Annotated in this window: 33 protein-coding genes; 4 read left to right on the top strand and 29 right to left on the bottom strand. The window is 41.7% G+C overall.

Annotated features, from left to right (window positions below):
- Positions 1-50 precede the first annotated feature (50 nt).
- From rpsK to rpsL, 29 genes are all read right to left on the bottom strand, one after another.
- Complete coding sequence (gene rpsK, locus ACP14V_RS03775; protein ID WP_272609400.1) at positions 51-443, bottom strand: 30S ribosomal protein S11; 393 nt, start codon at positions 441-443, stop codon at positions 51-53.
- 107 nt (positions 444-550) lie between these two features.
- Complete coding sequence (gene rpsM / locus ACP14V_RS03770) at positions 551-925, bottom strand: 30S ribosomal protein S13 (protein WP_116218574.1); 375 nt, start codon at positions 923-925, stop codon at positions 551-553.
- Between the two features lie 2 nt (positions 926-927).
- Positions 928-1,044, bottom strand: a complete 117-nt coding sequence (gene ykgO, locus ACP14V_RS03765) for a type B 50S ribosomal protein L36 (RefSeq protein ID WP_013621733.1) — start codon at positions 1,042-1,044, stop codon at positions 928-930.
- Positions 1,045-1,049: 5 nt separating this feature from the next.
- Positions 1,050-1,265 carry a translation initiation factor IF-1 gene (gene infA / locus ACP14V_RS03760; RefSeq protein WP_008613577.1) on the bottom strand — a complete coding sequence of 72 codons (216 nt, stop codon included), beginning with the start codon at positions 1,263-1,265 and terminating at the stop codon, positions 1,050-1,052.
- Positions 1,266-1,268: 3 nt separating this feature from the next.
- Positions 1,269-2,612, bottom strand: a complete 1,344-nt coding sequence (gene secY / locus ACP14V_RS03755) for a preprotein translocase subunit SecY (RefSeq protein WP_136565628.1) — start codon at positions 2,610-2,612, stop codon at positions 1,269-1,271.
- Positions 2,613-2,625: 13 nt separating this feature from the next.
- Entirely contained in the window at positions 2,626-3,078 is a 453-nt protein-coding gene (gene rplO, locus ACP14V_RS03750; protein WP_136565627.1) for a 50S ribosomal protein L15, read from the bottom strand.
- A 13-nt stretch (positions 3,079-3,091) separates the two neighbouring features.
- Positions 3,092-3,271: a 50S ribosomal protein L30 gene (rpmD, locus tag ACP14V_RS03745; RefSeq protein ID WP_207211079.1), complete on the bottom strand. Its 180-nt coding sequence runs from the start codon at positions 3,269-3,271 to the stop codon at positions 3,092-3,094.
- Between the two features lie 13 nt (positions 3,272-3,284).
- Positions 3,285-3,809, bottom strand: a complete 525-nt coding sequence (rpsE, locus tag ACP14V_RS03740; protein WP_136565626.1) for a 30S ribosomal protein S5 — start codon at positions 3,807-3,809, stop codon at positions 3,285-3,287.
- Between the two features lie 7 nt (positions 3,810-3,816).
- Positions 3,817-4,170: a 50S ribosomal protein L18 gene (gene rplR / locus ACP14V_RS03735; protein ID WP_272609399.1), complete on the bottom strand. Its 354-nt coding sequence runs from the start codon at positions 4,168-4,170 to the stop codon at positions 3,817-3,819.
- Positions 4,171-4,181: 11 nt separating this feature from the next.
- Positions 4,182-4,724: a 50S ribosomal protein L6 gene (rplF, locus tag ACP14V_RS03730; protein WP_272609398.1), complete on the bottom strand. Its 543-nt coding sequence runs from the start codon at positions 4,722-4,724 to the stop codon at positions 4,182-4,184.
- An 18-nt stretch (positions 4,725-4,742) separates the two neighbouring features.
- Positions 4,743-5,141 (bottom strand): 30S ribosomal protein S8, encoded by a 399-nt coding sequence (rpsH, locus tag ACP14V_RS03725; RefSeq protein ID WP_272609397.1) that lies wholly within the window; start codon positions 5,139-5,141, stop codon positions 4,743-4,745.
- Positions 5,142-5,159: 18 nt separating this feature from the next.
- Entirely contained in the window at positions 5,160-5,429 is a 270-nt protein-coding gene (gene rpsN, locus ACP14V_RS03720) for a 30S ribosomal protein S14 (protein WP_116218582.1), read from the bottom strand.
- A gap of 1 nt (position 5,430) precedes the next feature.
- A complete protein-coding gene (gene rplE, locus ACP14V_RS03715) occupies positions 5,431-5,982 on the bottom strand; it encodes a 50S ribosomal protein L5 (protein WP_272609396.1) in 552 nt (183 codons plus the stop codon).
- A 2-nt stretch (positions 5,983-5,984) separates the two neighbouring features.
- A complete protein-coding gene (gene rplX, locus ACP14V_RS03710; RefSeq protein WP_272609395.1) occupies positions 5,985-6,296 on the bottom strand; it encodes a 50S ribosomal protein L24 in 312 nt (103 codons plus the stop codon).
- Between the two features lie 14 nt (positions 6,297-6,310).
- Positions 6,311-6,679, bottom strand: a complete 369-nt coding sequence (gene rplN, locus ACP14V_RS03705; RefSeq protein WP_106145060.1) for a 50S ribosomal protein L14 — start codon at positions 6,677-6,679, stop codon at positions 6,311-6,313.
- A gap of 2 nt (positions 6,680-6,681) precedes the next feature.
- On the bottom strand, positions 6,682-6,939 hold the full coding sequence (gene rpsQ, locus ACP14V_RS03700) for a 30S ribosomal protein S17 (protein ID WP_014032003.1): 258 nt from the start codon (positions 6,937-6,939) through the stop codon (positions 6,682-6,684).
- A gap of 13 nt (positions 6,940-6,952) precedes the next feature.
- The gene (gene rpmC / locus ACP14V_RS03695) at positions 6,953-7,144 is read right to left on the bottom strand and encodes a 50S ribosomal protein L29 (protein ID WP_116218585.1); all 192 of its coding nucleotides are present in this window, start codon (positions 7,142-7,144) and stop codon (positions 6,953-6,955) included.
- 19 nt (positions 7,145-7,163) lie between these two features.
- Complete coding sequence (rplP, locus tag ACP14V_RS03690) at positions 7,164-7,583, bottom strand: 50S ribosomal protein L16 (protein ID WP_136565620.1); 420 nt, start codon at positions 7,581-7,583, stop codon at positions 7,164-7,166.
- A 19-nt stretch (positions 7,584-7,602) separates the two neighbouring features.
- A complete protein-coding gene (gene rpsC, locus ACP14V_RS03685) occupies positions 7,603-8,322 on the bottom strand; it encodes a 30S ribosomal protein S3 (protein WP_136565619.1) in 720 nt (239 codons plus the stop codon).
- A 10-nt stretch (positions 8,323-8,332) separates the two neighbouring features.
- Positions 8,333-8,740 carry a 50S ribosomal protein L22 gene (rplV, locus tag ACP14V_RS03680; protein ID WP_136565618.1) on the bottom strand — a complete coding sequence of 136 codons (408 nt, stop codon included), beginning with the start codon at positions 8,738-8,740 and terminating at the stop codon, positions 8,333-8,335.
- 7 nt (positions 8,741-8,747) lie between these two features.
- On the bottom strand, positions 8,748-9,026 hold the full coding sequence (gene rpsS / locus ACP14V_RS03675; protein WP_136565617.1) for a 30S ribosomal protein S19: 279 nt from the start codon (positions 9,024-9,026) through the stop codon (positions 8,748-8,750).
- A gap of 12 nt (positions 9,027-9,038) precedes the next feature.
- Positions 9,039-9,863, bottom strand: a complete 825-nt coding sequence (gene rplB, locus ACP14V_RS03670) for a 50S ribosomal protein L2 (protein ID WP_136565616.1) — start codon at positions 9,861-9,863, stop codon at positions 9,039-9,041.
- Positions 9,864-9,872: 9 nt separating this feature from the next.
- A complete protein-coding gene (gene rplW / locus ACP14V_RS03665) occupies positions 9,873-10,163 on the bottom strand; it encodes a 50S ribosomal protein L23 (protein ID WP_136565615.1) in 291 nt (96 codons plus the stop codon).
- Between the two features lie 7 nt (positions 10,164-10,170).
- The gene (gene rplD, locus ACP14V_RS03660) at positions 10,171-10,800 is read right to left on the bottom strand and encodes a 50S ribosomal protein L4 (RefSeq protein WP_136565614.1); all 630 of its coding nucleotides are present in this window, start codon (positions 10,798-10,800) and stop codon (positions 10,171-10,173) included.
- A complete protein-coding gene (gene rplC / locus ACP14V_RS03655) occupies positions 10,800-11,417 on the bottom strand; it encodes a 50S ribosomal protein L3 (protein ID WP_136565613.1) in 618 nt (205 codons plus the stop codon). Before rplC ends, rplD begins: the two co-directional genes overlap by 1 nt.
- Before the next feature lie 222 nt (positions 11,418-11,639).
- Positions 11,640-11,945: a 30S ribosomal protein S10 gene (rpsJ, locus tag ACP14V_RS03650; RefSeq protein ID WP_007094989.1), complete on the bottom strand. Its 306-nt coding sequence runs from the start codon at positions 11,943-11,945 to the stop codon at positions 11,640-11,642.
- A gap of 10 nt (positions 11,946-11,955) precedes the next feature.
- The gene (gene fusA, locus ACP14V_RS03645) at positions 11,956-14,085 is read right to left on the bottom strand and encodes an elongation factor G (protein ID WP_272609394.1); all 2,130 of its coding nucleotides are present in this window, start codon (positions 14,083-14,085) and stop codon (positions 11,956-11,958) included.
- 8 nt (positions 14,086-14,093) lie between these two features.
- Positions 14,094-14,570 (bottom strand): 30S ribosomal protein S7, encoded by a 477-nt coding sequence (gene rpsG / locus ACP14V_RS03640; protein ID WP_116218595.1) that lies wholly within the window; start codon positions 14,568-14,570, stop codon positions 14,094-14,096.
- 19 nt (positions 14,571-14,589) lie between these two features.
- Entirely contained in the window at positions 14,590-14,964 is a 375-nt protein-coding gene (rpsL, locus tag ACP14V_RS03635; protein ID WP_013305196.1) for a 30S ribosomal protein S12, read from the bottom strand.
- A gap of 651 nt (positions 14,965-15,615) precedes the next feature.
- Here rpsL and ACP14V_RS03630 point away from each other — a divergent pair.
- From ACP14V_RS03630 to ACP14V_RS03615, 4 genes are all read left to right on the top strand, one after another.
- Positions 15,616-18,864, top strand: coding sequence for a SusC/RagA family TonB-linked outer membrane protein (locus ACP14V_RS03630; protein ID WP_136565611.1), 3,249 nt, complete (start codon positions 15,616-15,618; stop codon positions 18,862-18,864).
- Positions 18,865-18,881: 17 nt separating this feature from the next.
- Entirely contained in the window at positions 18,882-20,555 is a 1,674-nt protein-coding gene (locus ACP14V_RS03625) for a SusD/RagB family nutrient-binding outer membrane lipoprotein (protein WP_272609393.1), read from the top strand.
- A gap of 69 nt (positions 20,556-20,624) precedes the next feature.
- Complete coding sequence (locus tag ACP14V_RS03620) at positions 20,625-21,422, top strand: hypothetical protein (RefSeq protein ID WP_136565609.1); 798 nt, start codon at positions 20,625-20,627, stop codon at positions 21,420-21,422.
- 71 nt (positions 21,423-21,493) lie between these two features.
- A complete protein-coding gene (locus ACP14V_RS03615) occupies positions 21,494-22,861 on the top strand; it encodes an aryl-sulfate sulfotransferase (protein ID WP_272609392.1) in 1,368 nt (455 codons plus the stop codon).

Below are 22,861 nucleotides of genomic sequence, written 5' to 3'. Positions count from 1 at the left end.
TAACTGCACCTTCAGTGAAGACCCTATTGGGCCGTTGAATATACTTAAAATTAAACTCTTCTTCTTTTAGGAGGTCTACAACCGTTGTGTGGAAGTGGTGTAACATCTATAATCTCGGTAACTTCAATACCTGAATTGTGGATGGAACGGATGGCAGACTCTCTACCATTTCCTGGTCCCTTTACATACACCTTAACTTTGCGCAACCCTGCTTCATGGGCAATCTTGGAACAATCCTCTGCAGCCACCTGAGCAGCATAGGGAGTATTCTTTTTGGAACCACGGAATCCCATTTTTCCTGCGGAAGACCATGAAATCACATCACCTTTTTTATTGGTAAGCGATATGATGATGTTATTGAAAGATGCAACAACGTGTGCTTCGCCGGTAGATTCGACGATAACCTTACGTTTTTTTGTTGTTTTGGTACTTGCCTTTGCCATATTTTTTAGTTTCTAGTGTTAGCTCTTAGTTATTGGAATCCTAGACTTTTACATTTCAAACAGATTCTTCTAACGTCTAAATACTAACTAATGACTATATCTGCTTATTATTTAGTTGCTTTCTTCTTGTTGGCAACTGTTTTTCTTTTTCCTTTCCTGGTCCTAGAGTTGTTCTTGGTACGTTGACCCCTAAGCGGCAATCCGGCTCTGTGGCGAATTCCACGGTAACAACCGATGTCCATCAATCGTTTGATGTTCAATTGGGTCTCTGAGCGAAGTTCACCTTCAATGGTATAAGCGGAAACAGCTTCCCTGATACGACCGATTTCATCATCGTTCCATTCAGAAACTTTTGTATCCTCACTTACTTGGGCGGTCTTCAAAATCTCTTGCGCCCTACTTTTACCTACTCCGAAGATGTAGGTAAGTGCAATAACGCCACGCTTTTGTTTAGGTATATCTACACCTGCAATTCTTGCCATAATTACCCTTGTCTTTGTTTAAATCTAGGATTCTTTTTGTTGATTACGTACAATCTGCCTTTTCTGCGAACTATCTTGCATTCGGCACTCCTCTTCTTTATTGATGCTCTTACTTTCATCGTAATTAGTATCTATAAGTAATTCTTGCTTTCGTTAAATCGTATGGACTCATTTCCAACTTTACTTTATCCCCGGGAAGCAACTTGATGTAGTGCATTCTCATTTTTCCGGAGATGTGTGCCGTTACCACGTGCCCGTTTTCCAATTCTACCCTGAACATTGCGTTTGACAATGCTTCAATGATAGATCCGTCTTGTTCTATTGCTGGCTGCTTTGCCATAAATTATGCTACTTTTCTATTCTTTCCGGTTTTCATCAAACCGTCGTAATGTCTGTTCAACAAATACGAGTTCACTTGCTGTACGGTATCTATTGCCACACCCACCATGATCAACAATGATGTTCCTCCGTAGAACAGTGCCCAACCAGCCTGAACATCCATCAACTTTACCACAACCGCTGGCAACACTGCCAAAAGTGCCAAAAATACAGATCCTGGAAGGGTAATCAAAGACATGATCTTGTCTAAATAATCCCCTGTTTCCTTTCCAGGTCTTATACCGGGAATGAAACCACCACTTCTTTTCAAATCATCGGCCATTTTATTGGTAGGCACGGTAATCGCTGTATAGAAGTATGTGAAAATGATGATCAATACTCCAAATAGGATGTTGTAGGCCAAACCGAAAATATCAGCAAACTGAACCTCCATCCATTGCCCCACGGCTGTATTGTTAAATGTTCTACCCAACAAACTGGGTGCAAACATAATCGCTTGGGCAAAAATGATAGGCATTACTCCAGAGGCATTCAATTTTAAAGGAATGTACTGGCGTGCTCCCATTACGTTCTTCTCGTATCCACCTGAAGCCGTTCTTCTTGCATATTGTACTGGAATCTGTCTTACCGCCATCACCAAAAGGACGCTCGCCAAGATGACCAAGAACCATACAATTACCTCAATCAACATAAACATGATACCTCCTGTGTTATTGGTAGTCCTTGAAATAAATTCTTGAACGAAGGACTGTGGCATGGTAGCGATAATACCAATCATGATCAATAGGGAGATACCGTTTCCGATACCTTTATCGGTAATTTTTTCACCCAACCACATGGCAAAAACACATCCAGTTACCAAAATAATCACAGCTGGAACAATAAAGTCCAACCCTTTACCCAATACAAAGGCACTATCTGGAACCCCAAGAGCACCAAGTCCGTACAAGTATGCTGGAGCTTGAACGATACATATACCTATGGTCAACCACCGTGTAATTTGGTTGATGGTCTTTCTACCACTTTCTCCTTCTTTCTGCAATTTTTGCAGGTAAGGAATGGCAATCCCCATCAACTGCACCACAATGGATGCGGAGATGTAGGGCATAATCCCCAATGCAAAAACGGATGCATTGGCAAAAGCACCTCCAGTAAAAGCATTAAGAATTCCCAAAATACCTGAATCGGTACTCGAGGCCAACTGGGTCAATTGGGCTGTATCAATACCAGGAAGCACAATTCGGGTACCGAAACGGTATACCAACAACAACCCAAGGGTAAGGATGATACGTTGTCTCAGCTCATCGATTTTCCAGATATTCGATATGGTCTCAATAAATTTCTTCATGCTATACTATTGCTTATAAATTTATTGCTTCTCCTCCGGCAGCTTCTATGGCAGCTTTGGCGGAAGCCGTAAATTTATGTACAGATACTTTTAGGCCGGCTTTCAATTCTCCGTCACCCAAAATCTTAACCAAGTCATTTTTGTGGGCCAATCCGTTTTCCACAAGAGTGTCCAAAGTAACTTCTTTTTTCACAGTACCATTGTCCACCAATTCTTGTAGTTTTCCAAGATTGATTCCTCTGTATTCCTTTCTGTTGATGTTTTTGAACCCAAACTTGGGGACACGTCTTTGCAAAGGCATTTGACCTCCTTCAAAACCAATCTTTTTGGAATATCCTGATCTGGACTTGGCACCTTTGTGTCCACGGGCAGCAGTACCTCCTTTACCGGAGCCTTCTCCTCTACCTAAGCGTTTTCCCTCTTTGTGAACAGCGCCATCCGCTGGTTTAAGATTGTGTAAATCCATGTTCCGTTATATTTTAAGCTTCCTCTGTGGAAACCAAGTGTTTTACCTTATTTACCATTCCAAGGATACTGGGTGTTGCTTCGTGTTCAACAACATGCCCGATCTTGCGCAGTCCTAGGGCCTCCAAAGTCCTTTTTTGGTCCTGTGTCCTTTTGATAGCGCTCTTTACTTGTGTAACCTTAATCTTTGACATAATATCCTCGTGTTTATCCTTTAAAGACTTTTTCCAAAGAAACTCCTCTTTGCTTGGCCACGGTATCGGCACTCCTCAACTGCAACAAGGCATCAAAGGTAGCCTTTACCACATTGTGTGGGTTGGATGAACCTTGGGATTTGGACAATACGTCATGTACCCCTACAGCTTCCAATACGGCCCTTACAGCTCCACCAGCGATTACCCCAGTACCGTGTGATGCAGGCTTGATGAAAACCCTTGCACCGCCATATTTTCCTTTTTGTTCGTGGGGAAGCGTAGCTTTGGTCAAAGGAATACGAACCAAGTTCTTTTTGGCATCCTCAATGGCCTTTGCAATTGCAGTGGCAACTTCTTTGGATTTCCCCAAACCATGTCCAACAACACCGTTTTCATCACCAACAACAACTATCGCTGAAAAACCAAAAGCTCTACCACCCTTGGTTACTTTGGTAACCCGTTGTACACCAACCAAACGGTCTTTCAACTCAAGTCCTCCTGGCTTTACTATTTCTACGTTCTTGTAATTCTGGTACATAGTCTTATTAGAATTTTAGTCCTGCTTCCCTAGCTCCTTCAGCCAATGATTTAACTCTTCCGTGATATAGGTTTCCACCTCTATCAAAAGCTACGGTCTCAATCCCTAATTTTAGGGCTTTCTCCGCTATGGCCTTACCCACTGTGCTGGCAACTTCGGTTTTTGTTCCTTTGGCATCAACACCCTTATCTCGTGATGAGGCTGCTGCCAAGGTAACCCCTTTGTTGTCATCAATCAACTGGGCATATATTTCTTTATTGCTTCTGAAGACAGACAACCTTGGTCTTGCTTCAGTTCCGAACGATACTTTGCGTATTCTTCTTCGGATGCGTAACTTTCTTTCAGTCTTAGATAATCCCATAGTCTTAATTATTAAGCTGATTTACCTGCTTTTCTTCTCAATTGTTCACCCACAAACTTGACACCTTTTCCTTTGTAAGGCTCTGGCTTACGGAAGGATCGTATCTTGGCGGCAACCTGACCTACCAATTGTTTATCGTGGGAAGTTAGTTTTACGATAGGGTTTTTCCCTTTTTCAGAAATGGTCTCAACCTTCACTTCTGGAGCAATGTCCAAAATGATATTGTGGGAGAATCCAAGTGCCAAGTCCAATTTTTGACCTTGGTTGCTGGCTCTGTATCCAACACCTACAAGTTCCAATTCCTTGGTCCATCCTTGAGAGACTCCTTTTACCATATTGGCAATAAGGGCACGATATAACCCATGCTTTGCTTTGTGTTCTTTGGAATCGGAGGGTCTTTCTACCAAAACATTGCCATCCTCAACCTTTACGTCAACCCCAGCGAAATCTTGGGAAAGCTCTCCCATTTTACCTTTAACGGTAACCAAGGCTTCTTTCACCTCTACGGTGACCCCTTCTGGAATTGCAACTGGACTGTTACCTATTCTTGACATTTTCTTCTCTTTTCTCTATTAATATACGTAGCACAATACCTCACCACCAACATTCTCTTGTTTGGCCTGCTTGCTGGTCATTACACCGTGTGATGTAGACACAATTGCAATACCTAAGCCGTTCAAGACCCTTGGCAACTCACCTGAACCTGCATATTTTCGCAGACCTGGCTTACTTACCCGCTGCAATTTTTTAATAATTGGCTCCTTGGTAAACTTATCGTACTTAAGGGCTATTTTAATGTTCCCTTGTACACCATCATCTTCGAACTTGTAGCTCAAAATATAGCCTTGATCGAACAATATTTTGGTAATCTGTTTTTTTAGATTGGAAGCGGGAATATCCACTACCCTATGACCTGCCTTGTTGGCATTTCTGATTCTGGTCAAATAATCTGAAATTGGATCTGTAAGCATTTCTTTTCTTTATCTAAATTACCAACTAGCCTTTTTAACCCCAGGAATTAAGCCTTGATTGGCCATTTCCCTGAAAGTCACCCTGGATATTCCAAAGGTTCTCATATATCCTCTTGGTCTTCCGGTCAATTTGCAACGGTTGCGCATACGTACCGGTGATGCGTTCTTGGGCAATTTCTGAAGGGCCTCGTAATCGCCAGCTTCCTTCAGGGCCTTTCTCTTCTCGGCATATTTTGCAACCATCTTTGCCCTTTTTCTTTCACGGGCTTTCATTGATTCCTTGGCCATATTAGTTCTTTTTAAAGGGTACTCCCAGTTCGGTTAACAATGATTTTGCTTCTTTATCGGTTTGGGCCGAAGTAACAAATGTAATATCCATCCCATTGATTCTATTGATTCTATCAATATTGATCTCTGGGAAAATAATCTGCTCCGTGATTCCTAGATTGTAATTTCCCCTACCGTCAAAACCAGTGGCTTTAACACCTTGGAAATCTCTTACCCTAGGAAGGGCAGATGTAATCAGTCTGTCCAAAAATTCGTACATACGTTCACCTCTCAATGTCACTTTGGCACCGATGGGCATTCCCTTTCTCAATTTAAACGTGGCAACGTCTTTCTTTGATAGTGTAGAGACTGCTTTTTGGCCAGTGATATTGGTAAGCTCATCAACAGCATGGTCAATAAGCTTTTTATCGGAAACAGCTGCTCCAACCCCTCGGCTTACAACAATCTTTTCCAACTTGGGAACCTGCATTACGTTACTGTAACTGAATTCTTCAGTAAGCGCCTTTACTATGCGCTCATTATATTCCTGCTTTAATCTTGGTATATAACTCATGACTAAATTACTTCATTGGATTTTTTGGAAAACCTTACTTTCTTTCCATCCCTTACTTCGTAGCCAACTCTGGTAGTGTCTCCAGATTTTGGATCAATCAAAGAAAGGTTTGAAATATGCATGGGAGCCTCCTTTTTTGTTATACCTCCTTGAGGGTTGTTTGCACTTGGCTTTTCGTGTTTGGACACCATATTGATGCCTTCCACTACAGCTTTGTTCTTTTCACGGTCTACGCGAAGCACTTTCCCTTCGCTGCCTTTGTGGTCTCCCGCAATGACTCTTACCGTATCCCCTGTTTTTATTTTCAACTTCATCTCTGGTATTTCTTTTACAGCACTTCGGGTGCCAATGAAACAATCTTCATAAACTGCTTGTCCCTAAGCTCCCTTGCAACCGGTCCAAAGACACGGGTTCCTCTCATCTCACCAGTAGGGTTCAACAATACGCAGGCATTGTCATCAAAACGGATGTAAGAACCGTCAGGTCTTCTGACCTCTTTTTTGGTTCGAACAACCACCGCAGTGGAAACAGAACCTTTCTTTACAGTACCGTTTGGAGTAGCTTCCTTTACGGTAACAACAATTTTGTCACCCAACGAAGCATACCTTCTTTTTGTTCCTCCAAGTACGCGGATAGTCAGAACTTCTTTTGCTCCAGTATTGTCCGCAACCTTTAATCGTGATTCTTGTTGTACCATAATTATTTAGCTCTTTCAAGGATTTCTACCAACCTCCAGCATTTAGTTTTGCTCAATGGTCTGGTTTCCATTATTTTAACGGTATCGCCTTCGTTGCAATCGTTCTTTTCGTCATGGGCAACATATTTCTTGGTCTTCAAAACGAATTTACCGTACATAGGGTGCTTTACTCGCTTTACCTCAGAAACCACAATTGATTTCTCCATTTTGTTGCTGGTAACAACGCCTATTCTTTCTTTTCTTAAATTTCTGTTTTCCATAAGGCAGAACCAATTATTGTAATTCCCTTTTAGTTAATTCTGTTGCAAGTCGTGCTACCGTCCTTCTTGCTTTTCTGATCTGTAAAGGATTTTCCAAAGGAGTAACGGCATGGGCCATTTTAAGGTCGGCATGCTGTTTTTTGAACTCGGCCAACTTCTCCTTTAGCTCTTCAATTGAAAGTTCTTTTACTTCTGATTGTCTCATCTTTCTTCTCAATTAAAAATTAAGCGGAATAATCCCTAGCTACGATAAACTTGGTTTTGACTGGCAATTTCTGGGCCGCTAGCCTAAGGGCTTCTTTGGCCACATCCATTGGTACCCCAGCAACTTCGAACATGATTCTTCCAGGTTTCACAACAGCAACCCAATATTCTGGAGCACCCTTACCTTTACCCATACGTACCTCAAGAGGCTTTTTGGTAATGGGCTTGTCCGGGAATATCTTGATCCACAACTGACCTTGTCTTTTCATGTACCTTGTCGCAGCAATACGCGCAGCCTCTATCTGACGGGAAGTAATGAAGTGGGAATCCATGGACTTGATACCGAACATTCCATTGGAAAGTTGGTGCCCTCTCTGTGAGTTACCCTTCATACGCCCCTTCTGGGCCTTACGAAATTTTGTTCTTTTTGGCTGTAACATCTTACCTTACTTTATCTTATTACTTTCTACGGCGTGGCTTTTTACCACCATCTTGTTTACCGCCTTTTCCTCCTTGACTCTTGCTCAATCCTACCAATGGGGAAAGCTCTCTTTTACCATAAACTTCTCCCTTCATGATCCAAACCTTGATCCCAAGCCTACCATAGGTAGTGTGCGCTTCATGCAAGGCATAGTCAACATCGGCACGGAAAGTGGACAATGGGATCCTTCCTTCCTTATAAGACTCTGAACGCGCCATCTCAGCTCCGTTCAAACGTCCTGAAATCTGAATCTTTATCCCTTCAGCGTTCATACGCATTGCAGCCGCAATGGCCATTTTAATGGCTCTACGATATGAAATCCTGCTCTCAATCTGCCTTGCTACGCTGGCAGCAACCAAATTGGCATCAAGCTCAGGTCTTTTGATTTCATGAATATTGATTTGAACCTCTTTGTTGGTAATCTTCTTAAGCTCTTCCTTAAGTTTATCTACCTCTTGCCCTCCTTTGCCAATAATGATACCTGGCCTTGCGGTGGTAATGGTAATGGTGATCAATTTCAAGGTTCTTTCTATAATCACCCTAGACACGCTGGCTTTTGCCAAACGCGCATGGACGTATTTTCTAATTTTATCGTCCTCAGCCAGCTTATCGCCGTAATCGTTTCCTCCGTACCAGTTGGATTCCCATCCTCTGATAATTCCTAAGCGATTTCCTATTGGATTGGTCTTCTGTCCCATATTCTATTTTCTAGCTTTGAACGTTGTTATTGGATTCCAAAATCATGGTCACGTGGTTGGAACGCTTTCTAATTCTGTGCGCCCTTCCTTGAGGAGCAGGTCGCAAACGCTTCAACATAGTTCCACCATCTACACGGATTTCCTTGATATACAAATCAGCCTCCTCGATACTGGAATCCTCATTTTTAGCTTCCCAGTTGGCAATTGCGGAAAGCAAAAGCTTTTCCATCTTCCTGGAAGCCTCTTTTGAGTTAAACCGTAGAATGGCCAAAGCCATTTCAATTTGCTTTCCTCTTACCAAGTCTGCCACCAAACGCATCTTTCTTGGAGATGTTGGACAGTTGTTAAGCTTTGCAATAGCAAGTTGCTTTTTCTCTTCCTTTAACCTTTCGGCCATTTGTCTTTTACGAACTCCCATAGCTTACTTACTTTTTTCCTTTGTTTTTAGCTCCAGCATGACCTCTAAAAGATCTTGTTGGCGAAAATTCTCCAAGTTTGTGGCCTACCATATTCTCGGTAACATACACTGGAACAAATTGCTTCCCATTGTGTACCGCGATGGTCTGTCCCACGAAATCGGGGGTTATCATAGAGGCTCTAGACCAAGTCTTGATAACCGTTTTCTTTCCTGATTCTATATTAGCTTGGACTTTTCTCTCCAGGCTATGATGAACGAATGGTCCTTTTTTTAACGAACGTGCCATTTACTTTTTCTTTTATTTCTTTCTACGTTCTATGATGTATCTATTGGTGTCCTTGGTCTTGGAACGGGTTCTGAATCCTTTTGCAGGAATACCGTTCTTAGATCTTGGGTGACCTCCGGAAGCCCTTCCTTCACCACCACCCATTGGGTGATCCACAGGGTTCATGGCCACTGGCCTAGTTCTTGGTCTTCTACCCAACCATCTGCTTCTACCCGCTTTACCAGATACCAACAATTGATGATCGGAGTTGGATACCGCACCGATTGTAGCCAAACAAGTTGCTAAAATCATACGGGTTTCCCCAGAAGGCAATTTAACGGTAACGAACTTACCATCCTTGGCCATCAACTGGGCAAACGTACCGGCGCTTCGAGCCATGATAGCTCCCTGACCAGGTCTCAATTCTATGCAAGAGATAATAGTACCCAATGGAATCTCACTCAACGGAAGGGCATTTCCAATTTCAGGAGCAGAACCTGTTCCAGATTGGATAGCCTGTCCTACCTGCAGACCATTTTGGGCAACCACATATCTTTTTTCTCCATCCTTGTATTCTACCAAGGCGATAAATGCAGTTCTGTTGGGATCATATTGGATAGAGACCACTGTAGCCTCAACACCTTGCTTGTCCCTTTTGAAATCGATAATTCGATATCTTCTTTTATGACCCCCACCTCTATGGCGCATGGTCATTTTTCCTTGACTGTTCCTACCACCTGACTTTTTTAACGGAGCAAGCAAGCTTTTCTCCGGCTTATCAGTAGTGATCGCGTCAAATCCGTTTACTACTCTAAAACGCTGTCCAGGGGTTATCGGTTTTAATTTTCTAACTGACATTTCTCGTCTTTATAGATTACTGTAAAAATCAATAATATCACCTTCAGCCACATCAACAATTGCTTTTTTCAAAGCATTTGTTTTTCCATGTTGGATTCCAGTTTTTGTATAACGACTCTTACGATTTGGACCGTAGTTCATGGTTCTCACCTTCTCCACAGAAACACCATAAGTAGCTTCAATTGCCTCTTTGATTTCCAATTTGTTGGCCTTAGGGTCAACATAGAAACCATAACGATTGAAAAGCTCGCTATCAGCGGTCATTTTTTCCGTAATTATCGGTCTTATCAACACACTCATGATACTTCTATTTCTTTAGGTTCGATTCAATTCCTTCCAAAGCACTTTCCATAAGAACCAAACTATTAGCGTTAACTATTTTGTAAGTGTTTAATTCTGAGTTAGTTACAACTTCGGAGCGCTCCAAATTACGCGACGACAAATATACGTTATTATTTGTATCGCCCAACACAATAAGAGACTTTTTATTTTCCAGACCCAAAGAGGTAAGGAAAGCCACAAAATCTTTGGTCTTGGGAGTTTCAAAATTGAAATCTTCTACAACCACCACAGATTTCTCCTTGGTCTTAAGACTCAAGGCAGATTTACGGGCCAATCGCTTTAGATTCTTGTTCAACTTTTGAGTGTAGTCCTTTGGTCTTGGACCAAAAATTCTACCTCCACCCCTAAACACAGGAGACTTAATGCTACCGGCCCTTGCGGTACCAGTTCCTTTTTGTTTTTTGATCTTACGGGTACTCCCGGCAATCTCAGCTCTTTCTTTAGCTTTGTGGGTTCCTTGTCTTTGATGCGCCAAATACTGCTTCACATCCAAATAGATGGCATGCTCATTGGGCTCTATGGCGAAAACATCGTCAGAAAGGTCTACCTTTCTTCCGGTTTCTTTTCCTTTAATATCTAAAACTGCAACCTTCATTACTTCTCAATTGTTACGTAAGCATTTTTGTGACCTGGAACACAACCTTTCACTACGATAAGGTTTTTCTCAGGAACCACTTTCAATACTCTCAAGTTTTGGACCGTTACTCTTTCGCCACCCATTCTACCGGCCATTTTCATTCCTTTGAAAACTCGGGCAGGGTATGATGCAGCTCCAATGGAACCAGGAGCTCTCAATCTGTTGTGCTGACCGTGTGTTGCTTGACCAACTCCACCAAAGCCGTGACGCTTAACAACTCCTTGGAATCCTTTTCCTTTTGATGTGCCAATCACATCAACAAATTCACCTTCTACAAATAGGTCGGCACCAACGATGTCCCCTAATTTGTATTCACCTTCAAAATCTTGGAATTCAACGACTTGTTTCTTTGGAGAAGTACCTGCTTTCTTAAAGTGACCTGTTTCGGCCTTGTTAGCACGTTTTTCTGCCTTGTCATCGAAACCAAGCTGAAGGGCACTGTACCCGTCAACCTCTTCGGTTCTGACTTGGGTAACCACGCATGGTCCAGCTTCGATAACGGTACATGGAACGTTCTTTCCATTCTCGTCGAAGATGCTGGTCATACCGATTTTTCTTCCTATTAACCCAGACATATTTAACTAATTATTAATTGTTTACTTTTTTTATTTAGCCAATTTCTTGGCAAAAAAATTGGGTCAAGAAAATATTCTGCTCTGACCCAGATTTTTTCTTTCACCGTTTTTCCTAAACCATCGTTCAGGACATGTACTTTGTTAGTTTTAAGTGTTAAGTTGAAAGTTATAAATGACCTATAACGAAATTCAAAACTTTCAACTCAACACCTATCACTTTTATCAGACCTTAATCTCAACCTCAACACCACTGGGAAGCTCAAGCTTCATAAGGGCATCTATGGTTTTTGATGAAGAACTGTAAATATCCAATAGTCTTTTGTAAGAACTTAATTGGAACTGTTCCCTTGATTTTTTGTTCACGTGGGGTGAACGCAAAACCGTGAATATCTTCTTGTGCGTAGGCAATGGAATGGGTCCAGTTACCACAGCACCGGTCGTTTTTACTGTTTTCACGATCTTTTCAGCAGATTTGTCCACCAAATTGTGATCGTAAGATTTCAATTTTATTCTAATTTTTTGACTCATCTTGCTGAAATTAAGCGGTTACTCCTTTAGCTGCTTTAATCACCTCTTCCGCAATATTGGAAGGAGTTTCTGCATAGTGTGAAAATTCCATGGTGGATGTAGCCCTACCTGAAGACAATGTCCTCAAGGAAGTTACATATCCAAACATTTCTGATAACGGCACAACAGCTTTTACAACTTTTGCACCTGCCCTATCATCCATGTTGTTCACCTGACCCCTTCTTCGGTTCAAGTCACCTACAATATCACCCATGTTTTCTTCTGGAGTCAATACCTCCAACTTCATGATAGGCTCCATCAATACAGCACGGGCTTTCTTGGCAGCTACTTTGTAACCAAGTTTAGCAGCCAATTCAAAGGACAAGGAATCAGAATCCACAGGGTGGAACGATCCATCCTTAAGGGTAATCTTCATGCTGTCCATTTCAAAACCAGCCAAAGGACCATTTTTCATGGCCTCCCTGAAACCTTTCTCAACAGATGGAACATATTCTTTAGGAATGTTACCACCTTTAATTTCGTTAACAAACTCCAATCCGGCTTTAGTCTCCTCACTTGCAGGCTCCATAGTAAATACGATATCAGCGAATTTACCACGACCACCAGTTTGTTTCTTGTATGTTTCTCTGTGGTCGGCAGTAGCAGTAAGTGCTTCCTTGTACTCCACCTGAGGCTGACCTTGATTTACTTCCACTTTGAACTCACGTCTCAAACGATCCACGATAATATCCAAGTGAAGCTCGCCCATACCTGAGATGATTGTCTGCCCTGAAGCTTCATCAGTTTTTACTTGGAAAGTAGGATCTTCCTCGGCCAATTTAGCCAAAGCCATACCCATCTTATCCACATCCGCCTTGGTTTTTGGCTCAACCGCGATACCGATAACGGGATCAGGGAAGTTCATACTCTCAAGAACGATAGGAGCATTCTCAGCAGACATGGTATCACCAGTCTTGATATCTTTAAATCCTACAGCAGCACCAATATCACCAGCCTCGATATAATCGATGGCATTTTGTTTATTGGAGTGCATCTGATAGATTCTGGAGATACGCTCTTTTTTACCGGAACGGTTATTCAAAATATAAGAACCAGCATCCAAACGACCAGAATATGCTCTAAAGAAAGCCAAACGACCTACGAAGGGATCAGTGGCAATTTTAAAGGCAAGAGCAGCAAATGGCTCTTTAGGATCTGGTTTTCTGGTAACTTCTGCACCAGTATCAGGATTAGTTCCTACAATATCATCTTTATCCAAAGGAGAAGGCAAGTAACGGCAAACGGCATCCAAAAGGAACTGAACCCCTTTGTTCTTAAAAGAAGAACCACACACCATAGGAATGATGGCCCTATCCATTACCGCAGCACGCAATGCAGCATGCACTTCTTCTTCTGTGATGGAATCTTCATCTTCGAAGAATTTCTCCATCAAATTTTCATCATATTCCGCAACAGCTTCGATCAAGGCAGCTCTGTACTCCTTCACCTCATCCAACATATCCGCAGGAATATCCACAACATCAAAAGTGGAACCGAAGTTGTCATCGTGCCATACGATTGCCCTGTTCTTGGCCAGGTCAACAATACCTTTAAAATCAGCTTCATCACCAATCGGCAATACAATTGGCACCGCATTGGAACCCAACATTTCACGAACCTGCTTACACACGTTCAAGAAGTTGGAACCTTGGCGGTCCATTTTGTTTACAAATCCAATTCTTGGTACTTTGTAGTTATCGGCCAATCTCCAGTTGGTTTCGGATTGCGGCTCAACACCATCCACAGCACTGAACAAGAATACCAAACCATCCAAAACACGAAGAGACCTGTTTACCTCAACGGTAAAATCCACGTGTCCGGGAGTGTCTATAATATTAAAGTGGTAATCTTTTGTTTCAGGCAATGGCTGGGCGTTCTCCATAGGGAACTTCCAAGTACATGTTGTAGCGGCGGAAGTAATGGTAATACCACGCTCCTGCTCTTGCTCCATCCAGTCCATGGTAGCTGCACCGTCATGCACCTCACCAATCTTGTGACTCACACCTGTATAAAAAAGAATACGCTCTGTAGTAGTTGTTTTACCAGCATCAATATGAGCTGCAATACCTATATTCCTTGTATATTTTAAATCTCTTCCCATTGTAATGATTAGAATCTAAAGTGCGAGAATGCTTTATTGGCCTCGGCCATTTTGTGTGTATCTACTCTTTTCTTCACTGCAGCACCTTCTTCTTTGGCGGCAGCCAAAATCTCAGAAGCCAATTTTTGGGCCATGGATTTTTCGTTACGCTTTCTTGCGTATAGAATCAACCATTTCATGGCAGTGGATATTTTTCTATCTGGACGAATCTGCATTGGAATCTGGAATGTTGCACCACCTACCCGTCTACTTCTTACTTCAACATGTGGCATAACATTGGAAAGCGCATCTTTCCATAACTCCAAAGCGGTTTTTTCTTCGTCTGTGTTCTTTTCATCAACGATATCAATTGCATCGTAGAAAATCTTGAATGCAATTGACTTTTTACCGTCCCACATCATCATGTTCACAAAACGTGTAACTAGCTGATCGTTAAATCTTGGATCTGGTAAAAGTGGTCTTTTCTTTGCCTGCTTTTTTCTCATTGCTTCTTCTTAAAGTTGATTACTTTTTGGGACGCTTAGCACCATACTTTGATCTTCGCTGCGTTCTTCCTGCCACACCGGCAGTATCCAAAGCACCTCGAACGATGTGGTATCGCACACCAGGCAAATCCTTTACTCTTCCGCCCCTAACCAATACTATCGAGTGCTCTTGGAGGTTGTGACCTTCTCCAGGGATGTATGCGTTCACCTCTTTACCGTTGGTCAACCTTACCCTTGCAACTTTACGCATTGCAGAGTTTGGTTTCTTTGGTGTAGTGGTGTAAACCCGCGTACAAACCCCTCTTCGTTGAGGACACGAATCCAAAGCAGCCGATTTACTCTTCTTGGTAATCGTGGCCCTTCCTTTTCGTACTAATTGTGAAATTGTTGGCATTAAAATTCCTATTAAAAACTAAATAACCCCCATTTTGAGGGCTGCAAATGTAGTGATATTTCGGAATAATTCAAATGAAGAATAACTTATTTTACCATGCAACCGAAAAAAGATGGTTTAAGACCGATGAAATTCCACCCAAATCAATCCAACTTGCGATAATAAAATCCAACAGCTCCATTACACTAATACCTCCCAACATTTTACATTAAACAGAATCCAACACGCCAAGGTCAACCCCTTGAGAAAGTATAAAAGAGGTGAATTTAAAACAAAGAACTACAGAATTCGATTCCAAATTATTAAAAATTAACATCGAAATCAATCCTCATCCCTTTAAATCATTAACAAATCTTAACAAAAAAAAGCGCTATATATTAATAGGTATACCTAAGGCAAAAAATTACAAGTAAACCTGACATGGATTATAGAATCAACAAGTTATAAATACAACTTATTCCGCCATACTTGCTCATTATTTTGCGTATAAATCAATTTTGAAGTGTTAAAATTAACAGCTCAATTAAATATGGGCATACACTTTAACTGTTTTTCATTTACTAACAGCTTCTTAAAATTTTAGTAAAATTAGTTTGGATTATTAACATGAAATTATGATTTTAGCGCCTAGCTAATTCAAATAATTTTAAAATGAGAACAAAACTTAATGGATTGTTAACGCTATTATTGGCGTTTGTTGTGCATATATCCTTTGCACAAGACAAGACGATTACAGGTACTGTTACGGATGCTGACGGCCTTCCGTTACCTGGAGTCAATATTGTCGTCGATGGGACCACGAATGGCACCCAAACAGATTTTGATGGGAATTATGCCATCAATGCAAGCCAGGGTCAAACATTGGTCTTTACCTATATAGGGCAAAGGCCAACCAGTAGGGCCGTAGGTGCCGGGAACGTGATCAATGTCCAAATGGAAGAGGACACCCAAGCACTTGAAGAGGTTGTTGTGACTGCACAAGGTCTTGAGCGTGAGGCCCGATCCCTTGGTTACTCGGTCAGTGAGGTTGACGGCGAGGACATCGAGCAAAATGCACAACCTGATTTAGGTCGTATCCTATCGGGTAAGGCTGCAGGTGTTAACATTACGGCAACAAATGGTGTTACTGGTTCTGGAACCAACATCATTATTCGTGGTTATACTTCCATTAGTGGTAGCAACCAGCCCTTATTTATTGTAAACGGCGTGCCTTTTGATGGAGGAACCAACGGAGATGACCCTGCTGGGGGAAGAAACTTCCTGGACAACATGACAGAGTCCAGTAGGTTTTTGGATTTAGATCCAAACTCCATTGAAAGCGTGAACGTACTTAAAGGACTTAGTGCCACGGTACTTTATGGTGAGGCTGGTAGAAACGGTGTAATCCTGATAACTACCAAAGGTGGTGCCGCTGGATCAACAAACAAAAAGTTTGAAGTAAGCGTAACCCAATCTTCATTTTTCTCAAGTGCCATCCTACCTAAATATCAAGACAATTATGGAGGTGGTTTCCACCAAGATTACGGATTCTTCTTCAGTAACTGGGGACCAGGATTCGATGCTGATTTAAGGGAAAACCCAAACTTTAGAGGATTTGATGCCGATGGTACTACATTGGTAAATGGACCTCTTTTGGGAATTGCCGATCAGACATTGGTTGCAGGATTTGAAGACATAGCTAATATTCCTTATCGTTATCAAGCTTATGATAGTGTTGATGACTTTTTTAGAACAGGAACAACATCAACCACTTCTGTTAACGTAACTGGTAGTGCAGAAAAAGTGAACTACAACATTGGTTACACTCACTTGGAAGATAATGGTGTTACTCCTGGAAACAAATTGATCAGAAACAACTTTTCTGTTGGTGGTAAGGCTCAGTTAAGCAATAAGTTCACTTTCTCAAGTGCCCTTAACTATGCAGTAACCAGATACTCCTCTCCTCCTATCGCACCAAGTTTTGGTTCAGGTACTGGTTTTGGTGGTGGTTCTGCTTTTGGTGACTTGATGTATACACCTCGTAGTGTAAACTTATATGGTCTTCCTTTTGAAGCTGCCGATGGTAGAAGTATTTACTATCGTTCCGGTAACGACATTCAAAACCCAAGATGGACAGTTAAAAACTCTAAGGTTACCCAAGACGTAAGAAGGGTTTTTGGTAACATCAATGGAGTTTATCAGTTGAACGATTGGTTGAGTGCAACATATCGTTTAGGTCTGGATCAATATACAGAAGCAAGTGCTTACGGTCAAAACCGTGGTGGTGTGGATGGTAACCAAACTGGTATCTACAGAACCCAGGATGTTACCAGCACCATTTGGGACCATACCGTATTGTTGACCGCCAATAAAGATCTTAATGACAATTTCAACTTAGGGGTTAACCTTGGTGCTACATCAAGAAGACAAACTTTCAGACGAGAAGGTGTTGAAAGTACCCAACAGTTGGCCTTTGGAGTTTTGGAACACTTCAATTTTGTGAATCACTCAACAGTGAACAGTTTCAACAACGCCAACATTGGATTCCAAAGTGAGCAAAACACCCTAGGTTTATATGGTGAAGCTGTATTGGGATATCAAGATTTCTTGTACTTGAACGTTGCAGCCAGGAATGACTGGACTTCCACTTTGGAATCAGATAATTTCTCACTATTCTATCCTGGTGCGAGTGTTTCTTTCATTCCAACATCAGCATTTGATGGTTTGTCTGGAGAAGGCCTAAACTATCTTAAAATGCGATTTGGATATGGTTCTTCTGCTGGATTCCCTCCAACATATAGTACTAGAAACACATTGGCTCTTTCATCCAGAGCATTTGACCTAGGTTCTAGAGGTGTATTGTCTGGAAATTCAGTTTCCGGTAGATTGGGTAATCCAAACTTGGTACCTGAGCGAGTGGAAGAATTTGAAGTTGGTATGGACACTAGGTTTTTTAACAGACTTAACTTGAATGTGAGTGTCTTCAAAAAGCAAACTACAGATTTGATTACTGACCAAGGTCTTGATGACGCTACAGGTTTTACCGTTACACGTATAAATGCCGGTGAATTGGAAGTTAAAGGTATCGAGGTCGACTACGACATAGACATCCTTAAACCTGTAAGTGGTGCTTTCTCTTGGAACATTGGAGGTAACTTCTACGCAGATGAATCTACTGTGACCAACCTTCCTGAAGGTGTTGAGCAAATCTTGCTTACAGATGCAGTTAACGGATATGCTGCCAACTATGCAGTAGAAGGCAGACCTTATGGAACTTTCCTCGGAAGTACGGTCCTAAGAAACGATGCCGGTGAACGTGTTGTTGGAACAGATGGTGTATATCTAACTGATGAGACATTGGTAGAAATAGGTGATCCCAACCCAGATTGGACTACAGCTTTGAACAGTACGTTCAAATATAAAGGATGGTCATTCTTTATGGATTGGCAATACCGACATGGTGGCGACATATTCTCTACCACTGTGGCTTCCTTGACCGGTAGGGGTGTTGTTGATCTTGACAACCCTGTAGACCGTGAATCAACTTATGTTCTACCTGGTGTGAAAAATACTGATGGTTCTCCGAATGACATTCAAATTACAGGAACTAACCTAGGATTTGATGTCTATGGTATCTCTGGAGCAAATGAGTTTTGGATTTTTGATGGTTCAACTATCAGGTTAAATGAAGTATCCATCGGATATGATGTTCCTTCCAAGTTATTGGAAAAAACTCCCTTTGGAACTTTAACCTTCACTGCATCAGGATTCAACGTATGGTACAAAGCGGTCAACTTCCCTGATGACATTCGCTTTGACACCAACTCGTTGGGTACAGGGGTTGGTAACGGTTTAGGTATCGACTTCATCACAGGGCCCAGTGTTAGACGTTATGGATTCAGCGTAAAGGCAACATTCTAAATCAAAAAAAATTAAAAATGAAAAAAGCATATAAATCTTTAAAAAAGCATTTCAGCAGAGCCTCGGTTGTACTTGGCGCGGTGCTTGTCTTTGCTGCCTGTGAATCAACACAGTTGGAAATTTTGGACAGCCCAAATGCATTACAACCCTCTCAGGCTGATATCGATTTGTTCCTGAACAACATTCAATTGGGAACTGTATTTTTCTTCGAATCAGACAACACCGATAACTTCAACGGTGTAAATGAGCTCGGAGCTAAGGTCTCAAGACTTTTGGCAATGACCGCCGGTAACCAATATGAAAACGTTTATGTTGGTCAGGACATGAATGAAGTATGGGAAGATGCATATTCTGATGTTCTTATTGATGTCAGAACTATGGTTCCTTTGGCAGAAGAACAAGGATTGTACACCCATGCTGCCATTGGCCAGATTTTGGAATCCTATATTGCCATGACATTGGTAGATTTCTTTGGGGATGTTCCTTACTTTACAGCTCTTAAAGGAGCCGAGGACCTAAACCCTGCAGCTGACTCCGGTCAAGAAATTTATGCTGCTGTGGATGCCCTTTTGACAGAAGCAATAGCAAATCTAAATCGTGATGCACTTGCTGGGCCAGCCAATGATGTTTTCTTTGGAGGAAGCGAATCAAGCTGGTTAAAATTTGCCAATACGTTGAAGTTGAAACTATATCTTCAGACCCGTCTTGTAGATGGTAGCGTTGCTGGTAAAATAAACTCTCTTATTGCTAGTGGCAATCTAATGACAGATTTAGAGGACAGTTTCTTCTTTCAATATTCTTCAGTTGATGCCAACCCAGATAGTAGACATCCAATATTCTCAGACAACTTTGATCAAGGTAAAACAGATTATCAAAGTAACTGGTTTATGAGCTTTATGGCTTTGGATAGATCACTTCCAGACCCTAGAATTAGATACTACTTCTACCGTCAGCAATTGGACTTTTCTGAAGCTGACAACCAAACCAAGGAATGTGTGAATGAAGTTGCTCCTGCCCACTATGATTCGGGTGAAGTCTTCTGTACCGTTGGTGATGGTTACTGGGGTAGGGATCACGGCGATAACGATGGTATCCCACCAGATGATGATTTAGTTGCATTGCACGGACCATATCCTGTAGGTGGACCTTTTGATGACAATTCTGCATCTCCACAGTTAAGCAGGGATGTAGGTCTTGAAGGAGCCGGTATCTCTCCAATCATGATGTCGTATTTTACACACTTCATGTTGGCCGAATCTGCCTTGACTTTAGGAACTACCGGAAGTGCAAGAACTTATTTGGAAAGTGGTATGCGTCAATCCATTGAGTACGTAATGGATTTTGGTGCAAGCTTGGCTGGAACCTCAGTATTCGTTCCTACACCAGCTAACGTTGATGATTTTGTAAATGAAGTACTTGCAGATTATGATGCTGCCGACAACGATGGAAAACTGGAAATTATTGTAGAGCAATATTTTACAGCATTGTTTGGAAATGGTGTAGAAGCTTATAACACCTACAGAAGAACAGGTTACCCAAATATGCAACCAACGTTGCAGCCCAACCCAGGTGTGTTCATGAGAACATTCCCTTACCCTGATAATTTGGTAAACCAAAACTCTAGTGTGTCTCAACATCCAATTTCCACACAAGTTTTCTGGGATAACAATCCTGCAAGCTTTATTGACTAATTCAAAAAAAATATAACAATGAAAAATATTGTTTTCTTAACTATAACTCTTCTTTCCTCGGCGTTCTTTATGTCGTGTGAAGATGACGCTAAAGACCCATGGACAATCCATGAAGAATCAGCGAATCTAGCAACGTTCGTCACCATTGCAAAGGAGACCATTGTAATAGATTTTACAGATTCAGGATCATCATTTTCATTTTCAATCGATGCGCCTTCCAGCAACATTGCAAGCTACGAACTGGCTGTATCTAGAGTAAGTGGAGGTGCTGCGTCAGACACATTGCCTCTGACCTCTGCAACATCTTTCCCTGCTGATTTTGACATCACAGCCTCTGATTTGGCTTCTGCCCTAGGTTTGGATGTTGCCGATCTTAGTGCCGGGGACCGTTTTAACTTTGTAGGTACGGCCACAAGCACAAGCGGTGATGTTGCCGATATCACAAATCTAAATGGTGATGCTGTAGGACCAGGTCAGTTTAACGCTTTCCGTTTCAACACATTCCTATCGTGTCCTTTTAACCAAGCTGATGCTATTGGAACCTATGAAACTACGGTAGATGCATTTGGTTTGGCAGCTGCGACTTTTGAAGTTACTGCAGGACCAGATGAAAACTCAGTTGTAATCAATGACCTAATTCAGCCTGGTCTTTCCATGATAATGGAAGTAAATCCAAATACGGGGATTGGCGCCATAGGCCGTACCCCAATGGCGGATGATTTCTTCGGTTATTCTGGAGGTAATATCAATACAACAGCTACTCCAAGTTTCTTCTTCTCTTGTTCTGGAACCATTTCTGCGGTATTCCAGTATACTGTGGATTTAGGAAGCTTTGGATCTTTTGGATTTGCAGCTCAGAAGCTATAAGATATTCCACATATGAGATAATATGACCGCCAGCTTTAAACAAAGCTGGCGGTTTTTTTAACAATTTCATTATGAACACATACATTTTAAGACTGCTACTACTTTGCATATTATTCCTATGCGCCCCCTCTTGTAACCAAGATGACACCGTAGTCGATGATATTATAAACGAAGAGCCGGATCCAGACCCAAATCCAGACCCAGACCCGGATCCAGACCCGGATACCGACAAACCTATTTTTGAAAGTGATACTGGCAATGTATTGGTATACGATGAAGAAAAGATATTTGATGGATATGTATTGGTCAATGATGCTAGCGATAATAGGGTATATTTAATGACCAAGGAAGGCAAAATAAGCTATGAATGGGAACTACCCAGTAACATCGGTAATGATGCTGAACTTCTTGAAAATGGAAAACTTTTGGTAGCCCTAACAGATGAAAATGCATTTTATGATGTTGGCGGATTTGGTGGCCGTATTCAGATTATAAACCCTGATAGATCCGTTGAGTGGGATTTCTTATACTCCACGGAAGACTATATCTCCCATCACGATATTGAAATGCTGCCCAATGGAAATGTACTTATTCTAGCATGGCAAAAAAGAAGCGAAGAAGATGCCCTGCAAGCTGGTTATGACGGAATTCCAGACAATGAACTCCTGCTTCTGGAGAGCCTCATAGAGGTTAATCCGGAAAATAATGACATTGTGTGGGAATGGTATTCTTGGGATCATATAATCCAAGACTTTGATGACACTAAAGATAATTTTGGTGATATTGCCGAAAATCCCCAACTCATAGACCTTAACTTTCACGATGATGACAGAGGGGATATCATGCACGCCAATGGCCTGGATTATGACCCTGTAAATGACTTGATTTACCTAAGCGTCAATTTTTATAGCGAAGTCTGGGTGATAGACCACAGTACAACAACAGAAGAAGCAGCCACTAATTTAGGAGGTAATTACAACAAAGGAGGTGATTTGGTTTATCGTTTTGGTAATCCTTTAGCCTACAAAAATGAAACAGGCACTCGCCTTTTCTATAACAATCACTTCCCCAATTATCTTGATAATGATGAAATTGGGGCAGGCAACCTGCTTATCTACATGAATGGAAACAATGGCTCACAACAACAGTCGCATGTGTACGAGCTAAATCTTCCTGACAGTTTTACACTATTGCCCGAGAATGATAATGAACCCACAATTGAATGGGAATTTACAGATGCGGAGCTATATTCTCCAATTGTTTCTGGAGCAGTTCGGCTTCCCAATGGAAACACATTGATTGCCGAGGGAAGGTACGGGTATTGGGAAGTTACAGAATCTGGTGAGGTCGTATGGCTTTTCGAGGGAAATAAACTTTTCTGGCGTGGATATTCTTATCCAAAAGACCATCCTGGCGTTTTACTTTTAGAACTTAATTAA

This window comes from Flagellimonas alvinocaridis, from assembly GCF_965248585.1.
In the GTDB taxonomy this organism is placed as follows: domain Bacteria; phylum Bacteroidota; class Bacteroidia; order Flavobacteriales; family Flavobacteriaceae; genus Flagellimonas; species Flagellimonas alvinocaridis.
Note: the sequence above shows the minus strand (reverse complement) of the source record. Positions and strands in the feature narration are given on the sequence as shown.